This window comes from Bacteroides acidifaciens, from assembly GCF_024623065.1.
Lineage (GTDB): Bacteria > Bacteroidota > Bacteroidia > Bacteroidales > Bacteroidaceae > Bacteroides > Bacteroides acidifaciens.
Window position 1 is genome coordinate 1 of record NZ_JANJZR010000076.1, and the last position, 20213, is coordinate 20213.

Annotated in this window: 15 protein-coding genes and 2 pseudogenes; 9 read left to right on the forward strand and 8 right to left on the reverse strand. The window is 44.0% G+C overall.

Annotated features, from left to right (window positions below; all coding sequences use genetic code 11):
- Positions 1–373: 373 nt before the first annotated feature.
- Complete coding sequence (locus NSB03_RS16660) at positions 374–1390, reverse strand: energy transducer TonB (RefSeq protein ID WP_024988269.1); 1017 nt, start codon at positions 1388–1390, stop codon at positions 374–376.
- A gap of 376 nt (positions 1391–1766) precedes the next feature.
- On the opposite strand from NSB03_RS16660, the gene NSB03_RS16665 reads away from it, so the two are divergent.
- The 9 genes and pseudogenes from NSB03_RS16665 to NSB03_RS16705 all read left to right on the forward strand — a co-directional run bounded on the left by NSB03_RS16665 (position 1767) and on the right by NSB03_RS16705 (position 14985).
- Positions 1767–4760 (forward strand): SusC/RagA family TonB-linked outer membrane protein, encoded by a 2994-nt coding sequence (locus tag NSB03_RS16665; RefSeq protein ID WP_257466515.1) that lies wholly within the window; start codon positions 1767–1769, stop codon positions 4758–4760.
- 27 nt (positions 4761–4787) lie between these two features.
- Positions 4788–6395 (forward strand): RagB/SusD family nutrient uptake outer membrane protein, encoded by a 1608-nt coding sequence (locus NSB03_RS16670; protein WP_257466516.1) that lies wholly within the window; start codon positions 4788–4790, stop codon positions 6393–6395.
- Between the two features lie 101 nt (positions 6396–6496).
- Positions 6497–7516, forward strand: a complete 1020-nt coding sequence (pheS, locus tag NSB03_RS16675; RefSeq protein ID WP_024988268.1) for a phenylalanine--tRNA ligase subunit alpha — start codon at positions 6497–6499, stop codon at positions 7514–7516.
- Between the two features lie 84 nt (positions 7517–7600).
- The gene (locus tag NSB03_RS16680) at positions 7601–8797 is read left to right on the forward strand and encodes an MFS transporter (protein WP_135036541.1); all 1197 of its coding nucleotides are present in this window, start codon (positions 7601–7603) and stop codon (positions 8795–8797) included.
- Positions 8794–9471, forward strand: a complete 678-nt coding sequence (nth, locus tag NSB03_RS16685; protein ID WP_024988267.1) for an endonuclease III — start codon at positions 8794–8796, stop codon at positions 9469–9471. Before NSB03_RS16680 ends, nth begins: the two co-directional genes overlap by 4 nt.
- A gap of 93 nt (positions 9472–9564) precedes the next feature.
- Positions 9565–10824 carry a phosphoglycerate kinase gene (locus NSB03_RS16690; protein WP_024988266.1) on the forward strand — a complete coding sequence of 420 codons (1260 nt, stop codon included), beginning with the start codon at positions 9565–9567 and terminating at the stop codon, positions 10822–10824.
- Between the two features lie 212 nt (positions 10825–11036).
- Positions 11037–11510 (forward strand): annotated as a pseudogene (locus NSB03_RS16695) (porin); the annotation flags it as partial.
- 74 nt (positions 11511–11584) lie between these two features.
- On the forward strand, positions 11585–12766 hold the full coding sequence (locus NSB03_RS16700) for a DUF418 domain-containing protein (RefSeq protein WP_024988265.1): 1182 nt from the start codon (positions 11585–11587) through the stop codon (positions 12764–12766).
- Between the two features lie 14 nt (positions 12767–12780).
- The gene (locus NSB03_RS16705; RefSeq protein ID WP_257466517.1) at positions 12781–14985 is read left to right on the forward strand and encodes a tetratricopeptide repeat protein; all 2205 of its coding nucleotides are present in this window, start codon (positions 12781–12783) and stop codon (positions 14983–14985) included.
- A gap of 39 nt (positions 14986–15024) precedes the next feature.
- Here NSB03_RS16705 and NSB03_RS16710 read toward each other — a convergent pair whose 3' ends face one another.
- From NSB03_RS16710 to NSB03_RS16740, 7 genes and pseudogenes are all read right to left on the reverse strand, one after another.
- Positions 15025–15606 (reverse strand): Maf-like protein, encoded by a 582-nt coding sequence (locus NSB03_RS16710; protein WP_024988264.1) that lies wholly within the window; start codon positions 15604–15606, stop codon positions 15025–15027.
- A 76-nt stretch (positions 15607–15682) separates the two neighbouring features.
- On the reverse strand, positions 15683–16204 hold the full coding sequence (locus tag NSB03_RS16715) for a KdsC family phosphatase (protein WP_024988263.1): 522 nt from the start codon (positions 16202–16204) through the stop codon (positions 15683–15685).
- The gene (locus NSB03_RS16720; protein WP_024988262.1) at positions 16185–16979 is read right to left on the reverse strand and encodes a Rossmann-like and DUF2520 domain-containing protein; all 795 of its coding nucleotides are present in this window, start codon (positions 16977–16979) and stop codon (positions 16185–16187) included. The genes NSB03_RS16715 and NSB03_RS16720 overlap by 20 nt, the downstream gene beginning before the upstream one ends.
- Positions 16980–16986: 7 nt before the next feature.
- A complete protein-coding gene (locus NSB03_RS16725; protein WP_024988261.1) occupies positions 16987–17322 on the reverse strand; it encodes a hypothetical protein in 336 nt (111 codons plus the stop codon).
- Positions 17323–17324: 2 nt separating this feature from the next.
- A complete protein-coding gene (locus tag NSB03_RS16730; RefSeq protein ID WP_024988260.1) occupies positions 17325–17861 on the reverse strand; it encodes a nitroreductase family protein in 537 nt (178 codons plus the stop codon).
- A gap of 276 nt (positions 17862–18137) precedes the next feature.
- Positions 18138–18407: pseudogene (locus NSB03_RS16735) on the reverse strand (transposase); the annotation flags it as partial.
- A 169-nt stretch (positions 18408–18576) separates the two neighbouring features.
- Positions 18577–19833 (reverse strand): DUF3472 domain-containing protein, encoded by a 1257-nt coding sequence (locus NSB03_RS16740; RefSeq protein ID WP_128824452.1) that lies wholly within the window; start codon positions 19831–19833, stop codon positions 18577–18579.
- Positions 19834–20213: the final 380 nt, after the last annotated feature.

The window sequence follows — 20213 nt, forward strand, 5'->3', positions numbered from 1 at the left end:
ATATACATAAAAGTTCTCTCATATCAGCGGATAGAGAGAACTTTTTTTTCGGTGGGGACTTTTTAGTCAGCCCCGCCAGTATCCACACATGGAAACGAGCGTATCCCCGTAGGGAAACGGGCGTATCCTCAGTTGGAAACAATAGTTTCCTCTAATGGAAACTAAAGGAAACTATACTACATTGATTATTAGACATGTAGATAAACATCAGCCATTCTTTATCAAGAAAAAATTCAGGTGATAGGTGATAGATACGGTGATAGGTTGCTACGACCTGTCACCAAGTCTGAAATACCGATGAATAAAGGGTTCTCAAGTTGCCGGTGATAGGTGATAGAGGATTTTGTATTTTTACTTGGGAGAGAGTACTGATTTATTTGGCACGATAGTTCTCTGGTCGGAAAGGAATATACAGCGTATAATTGCTATCCGAAGGCTTTCCCCCAACAAGTGCAGGCGACCATTTCGGCATCCCTTTTACGATGCGAAGTGCTTCTTCTGCAAATTCCGGATGAGTGGAGCGGAGGATATGCGGACGGAGGATAACTCCCTCTTTGTCAATAGTAAATTCACAGAGGACATATCCTGATACATTCTTTTCCAAAAGGCTTTCCGGATAAATCATCTGTCCGGCGATATATTCTTCCGCACTCATATCCGGAAAGTGAGCCAGTTCTTCCACTTGCTTACCGGAAAGCGTTTGTGAACGGGGACCTACCTGATATATACCTACATACATCGGTTTCTTGTAAGCATCCGGTTCTGCATTGCTGCGTTGCTGCAACTTTTTCAATAAGGCAGCAGCCTCTTCCGCCAAGGTCGACTCCGAGATATTCTCACCTTTGGACAACATATATGCCGACTGGCAAACCAACACAAGCCGCTCCATCAAAGTTCCTTTGGCAGGCGACCACTTGCGTCCCATCTGCTCCTTCCCTTTCGCACTGGTAGAAAAGAAATAATACACCACCCCGTCCAAACCTGCACTGGAACCATCCAAATCCTGTATCTGCTCCGTGACCAAACGGAAAATAGCACCCAAAGACTGATAAAGCGATGCACTGATTACTACTGATTTAGTATCCACTTTCACCGTCCCTTTCTCCGCTTGCCAATAGGTGCGCGACAATGTATTTGAAACCAAAGTACAACGTCCATTCCTCTTCTCAACCGACATCGCATATTCGGGTGAAAAAGAAGGGATAGCCACAAAACACGCATAAGGTTGTTTTTGAAAGCCTGTATTTAGTAAAGGAAATACACTACGATAATATTCGCCCAGTTCACCTTTATAAGTAGAAAAAGGACGCACCGGCTCCAAATAATCTATCTGAGCCGCAAGGCGAAAAGAAAAGGCCAAAAGCAGAAAAGTGAAAACAATCTTTTTCATAAGTTGCCGGATTTTCGTAACTTCTGTTGGCAAAGATACAAATAAATTTGATGGTGTATGAAAAATATGGCTGAATAAAAACATCTTACTCAAACATTTACCATGTGTGACAAACATAATCAAGAAAAGGAAGCGAATCGCCGGCTTTATATTCCAGTGTTGTGGAATGTATCTCACAACACTGTGGAATTTTTACACAATACCACAACTAGACATTCCACAAGCCAAAGATATTTACCTCGTTTTCATCCTATTGTATATTGTCTATAATCAAACAATTTCGTTTCAAACGCATATCATACACTTTCTTTTGGCATACCACTTGTTAAATATTAACAGGATACAACCCCTATAACAAATCTAAACTTAATCAAACATGAAAGTAATAAGAAAAGACAAATGGTTATTAAGTATTCTATTTATGTCTCTTTTACCATCTCATCTATTTTCGCAGGCTGCAAGTATGCCTGAAGAGCAACCGACGGAAATACAGGAGGCTCAGGGAGATGATGACAGAAAAATAAAAGGAATCATTTATGACGAACAAGGAGAAACGATCATCGGAGCTTCTGTATTAATAAAAGGTGAAGAGACTGGAACCACCAGTGATATGGACGGCAAATTTACTTTGGAAGCTCCACTAGGAGCGACTCTTGTTATTTCTTACATCGGATACCATCCGCAGGAAATAAAGGTAAGAAAAAGGACGACTCTCAATATCATACTGAAAGAAGACAATCAGTTGCTTGACGAAGTGGTAGTAGTAGGATACGGAACAGTCAAGAAAAGCGACTTGACGGGGTCCGTTTCGGGCGTATCAACCAGGCAGTTCAAGAACCAACCGGTGAAACGGGTGGAAAATATACTCCAAGGTCGCACGCCTGGTGTGGAAGTCACCGCAACAAGCGGTGTGCCGGGAGCAGGCATGAAGGTACGCGTACGGGGTACCACCTCTATCAATAAGAGCAGCGATCCTTTGTATGTGATAGACGGAATCATCTCTTCCAGTGGTCTGGACGGCATCAACCCCTCGGATATCCAGTCTATGGAAGTGCTGAAAGACGCTTCTTCTACCGCCATTTATGGTTCGCGGGGTTCAAACGGTGTCATTTTAATCACCACCAAAGGCGGCACTGAGGGAAAAGCCAGCATTACGTTTGACGCTTCCGTAGGTCTTTCTACCGTAAGAAAACAATATGACTTACTGAACGCATACGAGTATGCAACAGCACTGAACGATATTCGTGGTTCGTCCACCATTCCCGCCGGAGACCTCGAAGCGTACAAGAACGGAACGAAAGGAATCAACTGGACTGACCTTATCACCCATACCGGAGTCACGCAGGATTACAGGTTAAGCATATCGGGCGGAAATGCCAAAGTGAAATATCTTGTTTCCGGAAATATGTTGGATCAGGAAGCCGTCACTATCGAAACGAACTACAAACGTTACGGTGTCCGGGCAAACATCGACGCAGACGTAAAACCGTGGCTGACAATATCGGCGAAGATGAATGCCAGCAGTCTGCACAAGCACAACAATGGAGCCAACTGGTTTCATATCACCAATTTCTCACCTACAATGGAAATGAAAGACGCGGAAACCGGCGTATATAACAGGGATCCATACAACATCGCCAACGGTTCGAACCCGTATGGAGAGTTGATGGTGAATTACAGCGACAGTTACAGCTATAACCTCAATGCAAACCTGACTCTTTTGTTCAAAATCATGAAAGGTCTTACCCTCTCAGTACAGGGCGGTTACGATTACGACCACAGTCCTTCTTATTCTTTCAAGTCGAAACTGGAAGCACCGGGCGCAATCAACAGCATGAACAACACGAGCAATACGCACAACTACTGGCAAAACACCAACAACCTGACTTGGCAGAGACAATTCGGCGACCATAGCATCACAACGATGGCCGTATGGGAAATAAGCCGTTCATGGGATACGGGCTTGCAGGCTACCGGTTCCAATCTGAACAACGAGAGCGTAGGCTACTGGAATATCGCCAATGCCGCCATAAGAAACGCAAGCAACTCGTACACTGAAGCATCCCTGGCTTCGGGAATCATACGTGCCAACTACGACTACAAGAAGCGGTATTTCATCACTGCCGCATTGAGAGCCGACGGTTCTTCCAAATTTCAGGGAAACAACAAATGGGGCTATTTCCCATCTGCGGCAGTAGCCTGGGACATAGCCAAAGAGGGATTTATGAGCGACCAGCACGTACTGGAACAACTAAAACTAAGAAGTAGTTTCGGTGTCACCGGTAATCAGGACATTGCCGCTTACAGCACATTAGGAATGTTGTCGGGCACTGCTTATGGTTGGGGAACCTCTACCGCTTTCACCGGATATTGGGGCAACCAGTTCCCGACACCCGGCATCACCTGGGAAAAAACCTATCAGTATGACCTTGGTGTAGACTTGAGCCTGGGTGGTTTTAACATTACCTTCGACTGGTTCAAGAAAATGACCAAAGACCTGCTCTTCCAAAAACAAGTGCCCAAGTATAACGGCGGCGGCACTTATTGGGTGAACCAAGGCGAATTAAATAATACGGGAGTTGAATTTTCCGTCAACACCTTCCCGGTGAAAGGAACCGTAACTTGGGAAACAAGCTTCAATGCCGCTTATGTGAAGAATGAAGTAACCGACCTTGCCGGCAGCGATTTCGTACTGACAGCCAATTATAGTGACTTGGGCGGTGCGATGCAAATCATGAAACCCGGCTATCCGATGGGGTCTTTCTACGTATATCAGTGGAAAGGGTTCGATGACAAAGGCACCAACCTTTATCAGAAAGCGGACGGCAGCCTGACAACCAGCCCCACTTCCGAAGATTTGGTAGTCAAAGGACAGGCAAGCCCGAAATGGACACTGGGATGGAATAACACAATCAGTTGGAAAAACTGGACTGTCAACGTTTTCTTCAATGCCGCTACCGGATACAACCGCCTGAACATCAGCCGTTATACGACAGCATCCATGACGGGCAATTCACGTTTCGTCACCCTGCGGGACGCTTACTTCAAAGGTTGGGATCACGTAAGCAACAAAGCGGAAGCAACCTACCCAAGCCTTACCAATACCGACAGCAAAAATTACGCCAACTCGGACTTCTGGCTGGAAGATGCTTCTTTCGTCAAATTGAAGAACATCAGCATTTCATACCGTATCCCGAAACGGGTTGCCAAATTTGCAAGCATACAATTGTCCGTCAGCGCACAGGATCTCTTTACAATCACGCGCTACAAGGGAATGGATCCCGAAGTTTACACGAGCTACGACGGTCTGGATTATGGTGCCTACCCTATCCCCCGGACAATTACTTTCGGTGCTAAAATCAGATTTTAACCATTGAACCTATAAAAAAAGAATAAGATGAAAACAGTATATAAATATATAAGAAGGATATTGCCATTCGTTTTAGCAAGCTTATGCCTGACGTCGTGCAACGACTTCCTGACCGAAGACCCTAAAGGGCAGTTGACTTCAGAAAATTTCTTCAGCAATAAAGAAGACCTCGACGCTTCACTGACAGCATTGTATTCCGTGATAGCAGGTTCGCAAGCCAGCAACAACCTTTGCGGCACAAACTTTCTGGTCGGCGATGATATTTCCACCCACCCTTCCAGCAACAAACAGCCGCTTAGAGAACATGACCAGTTTGATGTAAAGGATAACAACTCATGGTTGTCCAGCATGTGGGAACAGCGTTTCAAAGTCATCAAGGCAGCCAACTTTATCATAAACAATGCCAGACGCACTCCCGATGTGTCGGATGACGAAATCAAGGCAGCCATCGGACAGGCGCGTTATTGGAGAGCTTATTCTTATTTCTATCTGGTGACAACTTGGGGCAAAGTGCCCATTATGCTGGAAGAGGAAATCAATTACAATGCTCCGCTGAAAACGGAAGAGGAAGTGTATGAATTGATCATATCCGACTTGAAGATTGCGGAAACCGACTGCCCCATAAAGTACACCAAAGAGCCTTATGCGAAAAACGGATTCAATATCGCTGTAAGCCGGGCAGCCGTGAAAGCAACGATGGCTTATGTTTATATGTGCATGGCGGGATGGCCGCTCAACAAGGGTACGGAATATTATGAACTGGCTGCCGGCAAAGCAAAAGAAGTTATCGACGGCACAGAGAACGGCACTTATGACTACAAACTGCTGGACGAATACAGCAAAGTATATTCATGGGAATACAACAATAAGAATACGGAACTCCTGTTAGGCATTTATTACAACAGGGATCAGACTAACCAGGCAGCCCCCTTGACAGATTTCCTCCAAGACATGAAACAAGGCGGATGGGGTGACACAAACGGAGAAATCAAATTTTGGAAGGAGTTTCCGGAAGGCCCGCGCAAAGATGCCACTTATTTCCCCAAAATCCTGCTGAACGACGGCGAACTGCACGACTGGTGGTATGACACTAATCCCCCTTCTCGCGAAGTAGTCGCTCCCGTTTTCATGAAGACTGTGGAAGGAGCCGTGCGCGGAACGGAATTTGATTATACAAATCCCAGCCTGGTCAATGCGGCAGGCGAAAAGACATTCCAGTTGATACGGCTTTCTCAGGTATATTGCTGGTATGCCGAAGCGACAGGACGTTCGGGACAAATAAACACAAAAGCCGTCGAAGTATTAAATAAGGTACGCAATAGGGCTGATGGCGAAGAATCCGATATGTACAAGGCAACGATGAGTCCCGAAGAACTGGCGGAAGCTGCCTACAACGAGCACGGTTGGGAAATGGCAGGATATTACTGGGGCGGCATTGCAAGCCGGGCAAGGGATATGTTCAGAATGTACCGGTACAAAGACCATTTTGAATATCGCAAGGAAAACCCGGAAATCGAAGTGGCTCCTGGAGTGAAAAGAAAGGAAATAGTACCCGTCACGGGCACATGGGACGACAGTAAGATGTATGTTCCTTATCCCTACGAGGATGCCATCCTAAATCCGAACCTAAAGTGAACTGCCCTATAAAAACGTCTATATAGATTTCACCAACTGAAATAAATATTATATCTTTGCAAGGTTTTTACTAAGAAACTGAATAACAATATATCAAGAATATGATAGCTAAGATTGAACAACTTCTGAAAGAGGTGGAAGCCTTGCACGCCTCCAATGCCGAAGAACTCGAAGCTCTCCGCATCAAATACCTTAGCAAGAAGGGAGCCATTAACGACTTAATGGCGGATTTCCGTAATGTAGCCGCCGAACAGAAAAAGGAAGTCGGCATGAGACTGAACGAACTGAAAACCAAAGCGCAGGAGAAAATCAATGCGCTGAAAGAGCAGTTTGAAAGCCAGGACAACGGTTGCGACGGACTGGATTTGACACGTTCGGCTTATCCCGTGAAACTGGGTACACGCCACCCGCTTACCATTGTAAAGAATGAAGTCATTGATATTTTCGCCCGTTTGGGATTCAGCATCGCTGAAGGTCCTGAGATTGAAGATGACTGGCATGTATTCTCGGCACTGAACTTTGCGGAAGACCATCCGGCACGCGATATGCAGGATACTTTCTTTATCGAAGTTCACCCGGATGTAGTATTGCGTACGCATACTTCTTCCGTACAGAGCCGTGTGATGGAAGTTTCACAACCGCCTATCCGTATCATCTGTCCGGGACGTGTATATCGCAACGAAGCTATCAGCTACCGTGCACACTGTTTTTTCCATCAGGTAGAAGCATTGTACGTAGATAAAGATGTATCATTCACAGATTTGAAGCAGGTATTGCTGTTGTTCGCCAAGGAAATGTTCGGTGCGGATACGAAGATACGTTTGCGTCCTTCCTACTTCCCGTTCACCGAGCCCAGCGCCGAAATGGATATCAGTTGCAATATCTGCGGCGGTAAAGGTTGCCCGTTCTGCAAGCACACCGGTTGGGTGGAAATTCTCGGCTGTGGCATGGTAGACCCGAATGTGCTCGAAGCCAACGGTATCGACAGCAAAGTATACAGCGGCTACGCTCTCGGTATGGGTATCGAGCGTATCACGAATCTGAAATACCAGGTGAAAGACCTTCGTATGTTCTCCGAAAACGATACACGCTTCCTGAAAGAATTCGAAGCGGCATACTAAAATAAGTTGAGAGTTGAGAATTGAGAGTTAGCTGCGCTATCCTGCATAGCCATTCTCTATTCTCAACTCTCAATTTCTCCAACTATGAAGGATAGACTCATTACTCCCAGTTATTGTTTCATCTTGGCAGCCAACTTCCTGCTTTACTTCGGTTTTTGGTTGTTGATTCCTGTTTTGCCATTCTACTTATCCGAATTTTTCAAAGCCGGAAATTCAACTATCGGCATTGTTCTTTCCTGCTATACGGTGGCGGCGCTTTGCATCCGTCCGTTTTCCGGTTATCTGCTCGATACTTTTGCCCGTAAGCCTCTCTATCTTTTCGCTTACTTCATTTTTATGATGATGTTCGGAGGGTATCTTATTGCCGGTTCGCTTACCTTATTTATTATATTCCGAATCATTCATGGTGTCTCTTTCGGGATGGTCACGGTAGGTGGAAATACGGTGGTAATCGACATTATGCCTTCTTCGCGCAGAGGGGAAGGACTAGGTTATTACGGGCTTACGAACAATACGGCAATGTCCATCGGACCGATGTTCGGGTTGTTTCTGCATGATGCAGGAGTTTCTTTTGCTACGATATTCTGCTATGCATTCGGTTCTTGTATCTTAGGTTTTCTATGTGCAAGCCTGATAAAAACGCCTTATAAGCCTCCTGTAAAAAGAGAACCGATTTCACTCGACCGCTTCATCCTATTGAAAGGGATGCCTGCGGGACTTAGCTTACTGCTACTTTCTATCCCTTACGGGATGACGACCAATTATGTAGCTATGTACGCCCATGAGATAGGTATCCATGCACAGACGGGGTTCTTCTTCACTTTTATGGCAATCGGCATGGCTATCTCACGGATATTCTCAGGCAAATTGGTAGACCGGGGAAAAATAACGCAGGTGATAGCCGCCGGATTGTATCTCGTTGTGTTCAGCTTTTTCCTGCTTTCGGGATGCGTATATCTGATTAAGTGGAATGATACCGTATGCACGATCTTGTTTTTCGGCATCGCATTGCTGATGGGAGTCGGGTTCGGAATCATGTTTCCGGCATTCAATACGTTGTTTGTGAATCTCGCTCCTAACAATCAACGGGGTACGGCTACTTCGACCTATCTTACCTCTTGGGATGTGGGAATCGGTATCGGAATGCTGACCGGGGGATATATTGCAGAAATCAGCACGTTTGACAAAGCCTATCTTTTCGGAGCCTGCTTGACGGTGGTTTCTGCTATCTATTTCAGAATCAAAGTAACGCCTCATTACCATAAAAACAAACTACGATGAGAAAGAAAGAACGTTATGAGAAAGTAATCACCTGGTTTCAGGAAAACGTGCCTGTGGCAGAAACTGAATTACATTACAACAATCCGTATGAATTACTGATAGCTGTAATCCTTTCCGCACAATGTACGGACAAGCGGGTAAATATGATCACTCCGCCCTTGTACAAAGATTTTCCGACACCGGAAGCATTGGCTGCCACTACTCCGGAAGTAGTTTTTGAATATATACGGAGTGTGTCTTATCCGAATAATAAGGCGAAACATCTGGTCGGCATGGCAAAGATGCTGGTAAATGACTTTAATAGCCAAGTGCCGGACAACATGGATGATTTGATAAAGCTGCCCGGTGTGGGAAGGAAGACGGCTAATGTCATTCAGTCCGTAGTATTCAATAAGGCGGCAATGGCGGTAGATACACATGTATTCCGTGTCAGCCACCGTCTCGGACTGGTGTCGGACAGTTGTACGACCCCATTCAGTGTAGAAAAGGAACTGATGAAGAATATCCCGGGAAAGCTTGTACCGATTGCTCATCACTGGCTCATCCTACACGGCCGTTATATTTGTCAGGCGCGTACTCCAAAATGTGACACCTGTGGTTTGCAAATGATGTGCAAATATTTCTGTAACACGTATAAAGTTACAAAAGAGGTATCAAAAGGCAAGAATAAATAACGATTTAATAGCAGGGAACCGAAATAAATAGTAACTTTGCGGTCGTTCTAAAAGAAGAATTTTAAAACACTTTTAAATAAAAAATAGAGTATTATGCAGACAATTGACAAATTCAATTTTGCCGGTAAAAAGGCATTTGTTCGCGTGGACTTCAATGTACCCCTGGACGAAAACTTCAACATTACAGATGACACTCGTATGCGTGCAGCTCTTCCTACTTTGAAGAAGATTCTGGCAGACGGCGGTAGCATCATCATTGGTTCCCACTTGGGCCGTCCGAAAGGCGTTGCCGATAAGTTCTCTTTGAAACATATCATCAAGCATCTGTCTGAATTGCTGGGCGTTGAAGTTCAGTTTGCTAACGACTGCATGGGCGAAGAAGCTGCTGTAAAAGCTGCTGCTCTGCAACCGGGCGAAGTCCTGTTGCTCGAAAACCTTCGCTTCTATGCCGAAGAAGAAGGCAAACCGAGAGGTTTGGCAGAAGACGCAACAGATGAAGAAAAAGCTGCTGCTAAGAAAGCTGTAAAAGAAAGCCAGAAAGAATTTACCAAGAAATTGGCTTCTTACGCCGACTGCTATGTAAACGACGCATTCGGTACTGCTCACCGTGCTCATGCTTCTACGGCATTGATCGCTAAATATTTCGATACAGACAACAAGATGTTCGGTTACCTGATGGAAAAAGAAGTGAAGGCTGTCGATAGAGTATTGAACGACATCAAACGTCCGTTCACTGCTATCATGGGTGGTTCTAAGGTTTCTTCTAAAATCGAAATCATTGAAAACCTGTTGAACAAGGTTGACAACCTGATTATCGCAGGTGGTATGACTTATACATTTACTAAAGCAATGGGCGGCAAGATCGGTATCTCTATCTGCGAGGACGACAAACTCGATCTGGCTTTGGACTTGATCAAGAAAGCTAAAGAAAAAGGTGTAAACCTTGTTTTGGCTGTTGACGCTAAAATCGCTGACGCTTTCTCTAACGATGCAAATACTAAATTCTGTCCGGTTGACGAAATTCCCGACGGATGGGAAGGTCTTGACATCGGCCCGAAGACTGAAGAAATATTCGCTAACGTTATCAAAGAATCAAAGACCATTCTTTGGAACGGTCCTACAGGCGTATTCGAATTTGAAAACTTTACTCACGGTTCACGTGCAGTAGGTGAAGCTATCGTTGAAGCAACCAAGAATGGCGCGTTCTCACTCGTTGGTGGTGGCGACTCTGTAGCTTGTGTTAACAAGTTCGGTTTGGCTAGCGGTGTATCTTATGTTTCAACTGGCGGCGGCGCATTGCTTGAAGCAATCGAAGGAAAAGTTCTTCCGGGTATCGCTGCTATTCAAGAATAAGAATTTATAGCTAATTTTTGCAAGGTTAAAAATAAAAGGGCAATTCTTTGTGAAAAGAGTTGCCCTTGTTTGATAAATATCAACCATTATCAAATAACAGCTACTTCATGCGAAAAACACTCCTCCAACTCTCCTTCATCGTGCTATGTTTAACCGGCATACAGGACACTCTTGTTGCACAAGAGAAAACAACCTCACTGAATCAGGTGGTGAACAACCCAAAAGACATAGTCGGCAACCTGATGATTTATCCGTTGGACTGGTTATCCATAGGCGGTTCATCCATTCATGGAACGGGACATGCCATAGCCGATTCGGAATACACGAGGATTAAAACCGGAGAAAATTATGCCAAGAAGCGGTGGAGTGCGGGAGCAGTTGTCACTACCCCCAAGTTTAATCTGCATTCAGAGTATCTCGGCGGAAAAGACAGAAACGTAAAAAGTGAAGGATTCTATGCAATAGGCAGCGTACGTTTTGCATGGAACTTCGATTTCATCGCTTCTTATGACTATTTCAACCCGAATAAAGCTACCGACTTCAAACAGAATAATTATATTGCAGGCGTACAATACTGGTTTTATCACAGATGCCGCCTACAAGCACAATATACTTTTTGCGACAAGAAAGGAAACGGACAAAAAGACTCCAATCTGATACAGGTACAAGTGCAGGTCAGGTCCTAAATTAACGAAGAATCTTATATTATCAGACACGGATTACATTAATAAATCAATTAATAACAAAAACAAAAAAAATCATGGAACACAAAATCGCCGAACCCAACGCCCGAGTTGACGTTGCCGACGTATTGAGAGGACTAGCTGTAATGGGCATTATCCTCTTGCACAGTATCGAACATTTCAATTTTTACTCTTTCCCTAAAGAGGTACCTTTTGAATGGATGAACTTCACCGACCAAGCCATTTGGAGAGGATTATTCTTCACATTCAGTAATAAAGCGTATGCGGTATTCGCTTTGCTTTTTGGTTTTAGTTTCTATATTCAGGACAATAACCAGCAGCGGAGAGGAAAGGATTTCCGCCTGCGGTTCTTATGGAGATTATTCATTCTGCTTATTATCGGACAGTTCAATGCAGCGTTCTTCACCGGAGAGATATTGACAATGTATGCCATTCTTGGAATTATCCTGCCGATATTCTGCCGGATGAATGACCGTACCGTTCTCATTTTCGCCACCTTGCTTATTCTTCAACCCATCGACTGGGTAAAATTGATTTATGCTTTATGTAATCCAGACTATGTGGCGGGAGAAAGTCTTGCACGTTATTATTTCGGCATCGCATTCGATGTCCAGAAGAACGGCACATTCCTCGAAACGCTTCGTATGAATATGTGGGAAGGGCAGTTAGCCAATATGACTTGGGCGATAGAGCACGGACGTATCTTGCAGACACCGGGGTTATTCCTGCTCGGCATGCTTGTGGGCCGCCGCCAATATTTTCTGTACAGCAAAAAGAACGAACGCTTATGGCTGAAAGCACTGGCTTTTTCTCTTCTCTGCTTCTTCCCTATCTACGGGCTCAACAATATGTTGCCAGAGTTTATAGAACGAAGCGCCATACTCGTACCACTACAACTTATCCTAAGTTCATTCAGCAACCTCAGCTTTATGATATTGCTGGTGACGGGATTATTGCTGACTTTCTACCACATGAAAGACCGCAGTTTCTTCATGCGTTTCACAACTTATGGCAAAATGAGTTTAACTAACTATCTCGGGCAATCAATTTTCGGTTCTCTTTTGTTCTATCATTGGGGATTCGAACTGGGACGGTATTTAGGAATTACATACAGCTTCCTTTTTGGCATCCTTTTTGTTCTATTACAAATGACATTCTGTTCGTGGTGGCTCCGCCATCATAAACACGGTCCTTTTGAATGTCTTTGGAAACGCCTGACCTGGATTGGAAAAAAATAAAAAATTAGATCATAATGAACGAAAAAACAATTAATGACCAATACGCATATATACGCACCTTGCTTGAGGACAAAAGGCTCAAGGAAGCCCTGATGCAACTGGAATCCTTGCTCTGGCAGTGTCCTGACTGGGATTTACGTACCCGTCTGGAACAATTGCAGACCTCATACAAATACATGCTGGACTATATGAGACAAGGTGCAAACGACCCAGAACGATGGAACCTGTATCAGAAAATGGTAGCAGACACATGGGGAATCGCTGACCAATCGCGGTTGCTCATGCTAGATAACGCTTCTTCAAGATATTATCATGAGGTACGCCGCACTCCCGTATCACCGGAATTGTCGGATTACGGCATTAAGACGATACTGCATATATTGGAGTCTTTTAATGACGACTTGGCAGTCAGTGGATTACTGTCTGACGAAAAAATGGATGGAGTCTTGAAACGGCATGAAGATACACTCAAACTTATGTTCATAAGAACTTGGACAAACAGTGCATGGAATCTTCAGGATGAAGAAGAAGCCCAAGCTATGCTGGTATCGGAATTACTTCCGGGAGATGATTTATGCTTGTTCGTCAGTGCTGTCACGTTGAGTCTAATGGAGTGTTTCGACTTACGGAAAATCATGTGGTTGCTTGACGCATACCGTCATCCGGATGTCAACATCAACCAACGGGCATTGGTAGGTGCGATGATTATCTTCCACATTTACAGAAACCGGCTCATTTTCTACCCGGAACTTATCAAGCGGGTGGATCTCATGGAAGAAATTCCTTCTTTTGTAGATGACGTCGCACGTATTTACCGTCAGATGTTGTTGTGTCAGGAGACGGAGAAAATCGACAAGAAGATGCGGGAAGAGATTATTCCCGAAATGCTGAAGAATGTTTCTTCGATGAAGAATATGAGGTTCGGTTTTGAAGAAAACGACGAAGAGAATGACGATAAGAATCCGGACTGGAAAGATGCTTTCGAGAAGTCGGGACTGGGAGATAAATTGCGTGAAATGAACGAACTCCAGTTGGAAGGAGCCGATGTATATATGAGCACGTTTGCCGCTTTGAAGAATTATCCGTTTTTCCGCGAAGTGCAGAACTGGTTTTATCCGTTCAGCAAGCAGCAGTCTAATGTGCTAAAATCGCTGAAAAAGGCAGGATATCAGGGAAGCAGTTTATTGGACTTGATTCTTCAGTCGGGATTTTTCAGCAATAGCGACAAGTATTCGTTATTCTTTACCATCCACCAGTTGCCACAGGCACAGCAGGATATGATGTTGAGCCAGCTCAACGAACAGCAGGTGGCCGAATTGGCGGAAAAATCGAATGCTGAAACAATGAAACGGTTCAATGAACGCCCGGGAACGGTTAGCAACCAGTACCTGCATGACCTTTACCGTTTCTTCAAGCTCAGTGTACGCCGTCAGGAATTCAGGGATATTTTTAAAGAAAAACTCGATCTCCATCATATCTCCGCGCTCGAAAATGTGTTGTCTTGGGAAGATGTATTATTCCCTATTGCCGATTTCTATTTATCAAAGGAACGTTGGGACGAGGCTATCGAGATTTTTGAGGAGCTGGAAGCTATCAGTAAATTTGATGAGAAAAGCGCAGAGTATTATCAAAAGTTCGGGTATGCATTACAGAAAAGAAAGAAATACGCAGAAGCTGTCAAGGCCTATCTGAAAGCCGATACGCTGAAACCGGACAATATCTGGAATAATCGCCATCTGGCTATTTGCTATCGGTTGAACAGGAATTATCAGGCAGCCCTTACGTATTATAAAAAAGTGGAAGAAGCTGCGTCCGAAGATGTGAATGTAACTTTCTACATCGGTAGCTGCCTGGCTGAAATGGGACAATATGAAGAAGCGCTGAATTATTTCTTCAAACTGGATTTCATCGAAAGTAATTGCGTAAAAGCATGGCGTGGCATCGGGTGGTGTTCATTCATCAGCCTGAAATACGAGCAGGCGATGAAGTATTACGAGAAAATCATCGAACAGAAACCATTGGCTATCGACTATATGAACGCCGGACATGTTGCCTGGGTGATGGGAGATGTTCAGAAGGCGGCAGTTTTTTATGGAAAAGCGATTACAGCCAGTGGAAACCGGGAACGATTCCTTGAAATGTTTCATAAAGATGAGGAATCTCTTCTCAAACAGGGTGTTCGAGAAGAGGATATTCCTTTGATGCTGGATTTAATCTAGTTTCCCGCTTTTTCTGAGATTCGGGATCCAGCTTATCAACTATAAATTCTTTAACTCCCCGTACAGTTTCTGTATGGGGAGTCCCATTATATTATAGAAACTGCCGGAAATAGATTTTACCCCGATATAGCCGATCCATTCCTGAACGCCATAAGCACCTGCTTTGTCCAAAGGCTGGTAACGGTCAACATAGTACTGGATTTCATCTTCGGACAAGATGTCGAACTGTACATCGGAAGAGGCGGTAAAACTCTTTTGCCACTCGGTAGTGGTCAGACAAACACCCGTGAAGACTTGATGGGATTTTCCCGAAAGCGTGCGAAGCATTTCAATTGCCCCTTCCCTGCCTTCCGGCTTACCCAAGACTTTTCCGTCCAGCCAAACGATGGTATCCGCCGTCACTAAAAGTTCTCCCGGTTTCATCATGGCACGATAGGCATCAGCCTTTTCGCGGGCAATAAATTCGGGTATCTCCGCACCTGCCAAAGTATCGGGATAAGACTCATCTACATCAGGCAATGTCCTGATGGTATAATCTACTCCCAATCCCGACATTAACTCTTTCCGACGGGGTGAATTGGAAGCCAGTATGATCTGATATTTCTTTAGATTATCAAGCATTGTTCTATTTACGATTAGGCGATTTATGATTGAAAATACTGTTTGTTGATGTCTGTCAATTATATAATTAATTTTATCACCAGCCAAAAGCATCTTGTGCCATCCACAAACCATGAGCTTTCAAGACTTGCTCCACGACATCACGACCGCAGCCACGACCGCCGTCTGCATAAGAGATGTACTTCGCGACGGATTTCACTTCCGGCACGGCATCTTTCGGACAGCAGGGAAGCCCACATTCCCTCATCACTTCAATATCGGGCACATCGTCTCCCATATACAATATCTCATCGTCGGACAATCCGTATTTATCTCGGAAAGCACGATAATCATGTATCTTCACGGCAGACCCCATATACAAGTCCTTCACTCCCAACCCTTCAAAACGAATACGCACCGCTTCGGTCCGTCCGCCGGTGATGATGGCGATATGAAGTCCTTTTTTTACAGCCAGTTGGATAGCATATCCGTCCTTGATATTCACAGTGCGCATCGGCTCACCGGAAGGATGCAGCGGAACTGTGGTTGAACTCAATACTCCGTCTACATCAAAAGCTAACGCTTTGATAAGGGATAAATCATAATTGATGGTGCTCATGGATACTTTTGCTCATTAATTTATATATTTCCTGTAATGCCGGCGAGTCTGCCAGCATCGCAAGATGACTGCTTATCACATTTTCGTCATAACGCACAGCCGGACCGGTTTGCGCATCACGAGGTGCCAATTCGTGCACCTTACACGCCGTTTCATCAATCAGCGGAAGCATGATATCAAACGGCAGATTATATTTCTTAAGTAAATCTGCCGTTAAAGCATACATATGATTCGTGAAGTTACAACTAAAGACTGCTGCAAGGTGAAGACTCTTGCGTTGTTCAGAAGTAGCTTCATAGACATTTTCGGAGAGAGTGGCGGCAATCGCTTTCAGAAACTCCGCATCTTCCGGTCTTTGGGCTTCGATAAAGAATGGTATCTCCCGAAAACAGACTTCACGTTGTTTGCTGAATGTCTGCATCGGATAAAATACTCCGTAACGTTCCGCATATCCTTCCCAAATACTCATCGGGATGCTTCCTGCCGTATGTACCAACAGGGCGTTTTGTCTGCCTTCTGTTATCTGGGGCAGTAGCTCCACAAAAGCGGCATCTTTCAGGGATACGATATATAATCGGGCTTCTTTGGAGATTTCCTGTAAGTCGGTTGTATATTCCGCTTCCACTTGTCCGGCTAAGGTGCGGGCTGATTCATCAGTCCGGCTATACACTTGCACGATACGGAAACCTTTATGATAAAGTGCCTTTGCCAGGTTGGTAGCCAGATTTCCGGCACCGATAAACACAATCGGGGTATCTTCTATACTTCTATTCATCGTTTCTTTACCGTTTTGCAATCCAAAATAAAATAATTCCGATGATGAGTAATGTCAACGGCAGCAAATATCCTGAAAGCGAACCCAACAATGACATTACCAAACTGATATTCATCATCAGCCAAAGTCCCAGCAATACGAAACCGATGGATTTATCGCGTTTGAAAATAAGGAAACAGATAGAAGCATACAGCAGCATATTATCCTTGTTCATCACCCAAGGCAAGCCGATGGAAGAAAAATGAATCAGTTTATCAATCAAATATAGTGCTCCGATTACCATAAAGGCAACGGCGGTAGCCATATAAGTATCTTTGCTATTACTAGTTTTGGCAGCTCCCATCGTTATTTTCCTCCGAATTTATTAATGTGAATTTTCTCCCATTGCAGATGTTCTTCATTGAAAGGCTTACGTTCCATTGCTTTGTGCCCGATGGCTATGACGGAAAGCACCTGAAGCTGCAAAGGAATATCCAGCACTCCGTGCACGTATTCGTCGGAAGGCATTCCGGTAGCTGTGAAACGTTCGCGAACCTGCACCCAGCAACTACCCAGCCCCAAGTCTTCCGCCTGCAACTGTATCATAATCGAAGCTATCGCCGCATCTTCAATCCACACATCGCTTGCCAACGGGTCGGCCATCACGACAATTGCCAATGCGGCATCGGTGATAAAAGTGGAAGCCTGCTCTTTGCAATGAGACAATTGATTCAACACTTCCTTATCATCCACCACCACAAACTGCCAACTATTGCTACGTTTGGAAGAGGGAGACATCAGGGCTGCTTTCATCAATGCAACCACCTCGTCTTGTGTCAATTCTTCATCGGTGAACTTGCGCATGCTGCGACGATTTTTTATTAATTCACTGAAATTTCCCATATTATCTTCGGTTTCATTAAATATAAAATTATACTTTTTATCGTTCACTATATAATTAAAGTCATACCTCCAATCCCGTACAATTGCTTAAATGACTTACTTGTCAGATAATGAAAAACAAAATTAGTCTATTTTTTCTTTTCCGGCAATTAAATCGTAATTGTATTTGCAAGGTGTGCGGATTATGTATAACTACAAAGATTTCTATATATGGCAAAAAGAAGGGAGGTATCAAAACTAAGGCACATCTCCTTTTTTATTTTAAAATAATCGTCCCTCTTTTTTGCGGCACGAATAGATATTGTTCATGTAGGCGTGGATAATCACCTTAAGCATCATTTTAGGATGATAAGGACAACGACCGGTTGCTTTATAAAGATTCTTGAAATTGTCAAGATTGAGATTATCAACAACTGTATTAACTATCCGAACCGAATCGTTCGCTGTTAGGATTTCATCAATTCTTCCGGAAAAAAGAACCGCTTGGTTGGGGATGTAAGGACGAAAATGTAACTTACCATAACGAAAAACTTTATGCCTAAACATACAAGAACTTTGGGTAATAACAAAGCCCGGACTTGTGAAAGTCTGGGCTTTGTGCATGTAAAAAGGTTGTGCCAGCGTTTTGACACAACCTCGTTTTATTTTCTGTAGCGAGGGCGATTTTTTGTTTGAGCAGTACTCTTTCACAATTTGTAAAGAGCAGAAACAGATGTTATAGGTGCTCCAATGCTTCCCAGTCAATTATCGGCTCTTCACCCGTTGGCTTACAATAGAACTTTGTTCTCATCGGAACAGATTCATTGAAGAAGCCTCCCATTTTCAGATAAAACCGGTTATCTTTAGTAGTCCCACCTTGATAGTCGAGACGGACTTTGGCGCTAGCCGTTGCATCGTGTGTGAAGACGGCATCAGTGAGCCGGGTCCATTTACCTTCTTTGCTGCGTGCCCATTGGTTACCGAAGAAAACTTCACGCGACAAGTATCCTTGTTCGGGATTGAAATTCTCAAGGAAGCTATGAGGATGTTTGTACCATGTATCGGTCATGGGGCGTAAGAAACTCGCTATCAATTTCCACTCTTTTTCATCTATGGCATAGAAGTAAGCGGTATAAATGGTGTTTCCATTTCCGTCCGGTTTAATGTGCATCAGGAATTTGTATGTATTACCAGCCTTCCAAGGATATCTTAAATAACTTTGTCCTCCTGAACCTTCGTTGCCAAACTCACCGATATGTACATCTTTTCCTTGACGTAACAATTTAATCTTCTGTTCATCCGGAATCTTTTTAGGGTCTTGTGTGTCAAAAGGACTCCAAACGGAGAAAAGAATGCGGCGTTCTGTGGGAGAGTTGTATTGCATTCCGAAATAACCTTCACCGAAACCGGCTGCCATATAGTAGCTATGCATCGTTTCGCCTTCTTTGGGCACTGTCACTTCATTGTAGAACCATTCGGTGTCACCTTCGGGCAATGCATACCCCATATGAACGGAAGGACCGCGACGTCCCCAATAGTCCTCGAAATCTTTCACATAATTACTTTTACCTGTAACGTTGTCTGCTATCAATTGCTTGATTTCTCCGAAACTCTCGCCTTCTTTAGCCACACCTTGCAAATCGATACGCACATACCCCGCCTGGCGTATATCAATGCTCCCTACAGGTACATTGGTGAAATCATCCGATTGCAGATTAACGTTGAAACTCTTTTTTCCATAACTGACTTTGATTTCAGAGTGTCCTTTGGCATAAAGTGACAAATCGGCCGTTGTAGGCTGATGCAAATAGAAATAAATGCTAACGATACTTTTAGGATTGGTCCAGTACGCAACTCCTTCTTGGGTGATTCGAGCACCGCCTTGCTGACGGGTTACATAGCCATTACCGGAAACTCCTACTACAAGTTGTTGGGGCTGCGCAAATGCAGTGGTGCATAGTAATAATGCAAATAGACATAATAATTTTTTCATGTTCATGTCATTGATTGATTTTATGTGTATTTCTGATATTGATAAATAAACTCATTGTTTTCATATGCAAAGTCGCAAAGTTACGAATTTATTTTCTTTATTAAACCGGAATCGACAACATTCATTTTAGAAACTAACAAATCCGGCGCACCCGTAATTCCGAAAGCATCATTGTCGCCAAGCTCGTCTGTGGAAGCCATCTTTGCTATTTCGCTATTTTTTTATAAGAGCCTGTTTAAATTCTCTTCAGTCATAATTTTATAGCTGATATTTTAACTTAACCCGGCTCTTCTTGTCGCGTCCGTCTGTAGTTGGCGGAAGGGGTGTTAACAGTTGCGCTCTTGGCTATTAATAGAAAACTTCCCGCCCATTAAGTATAA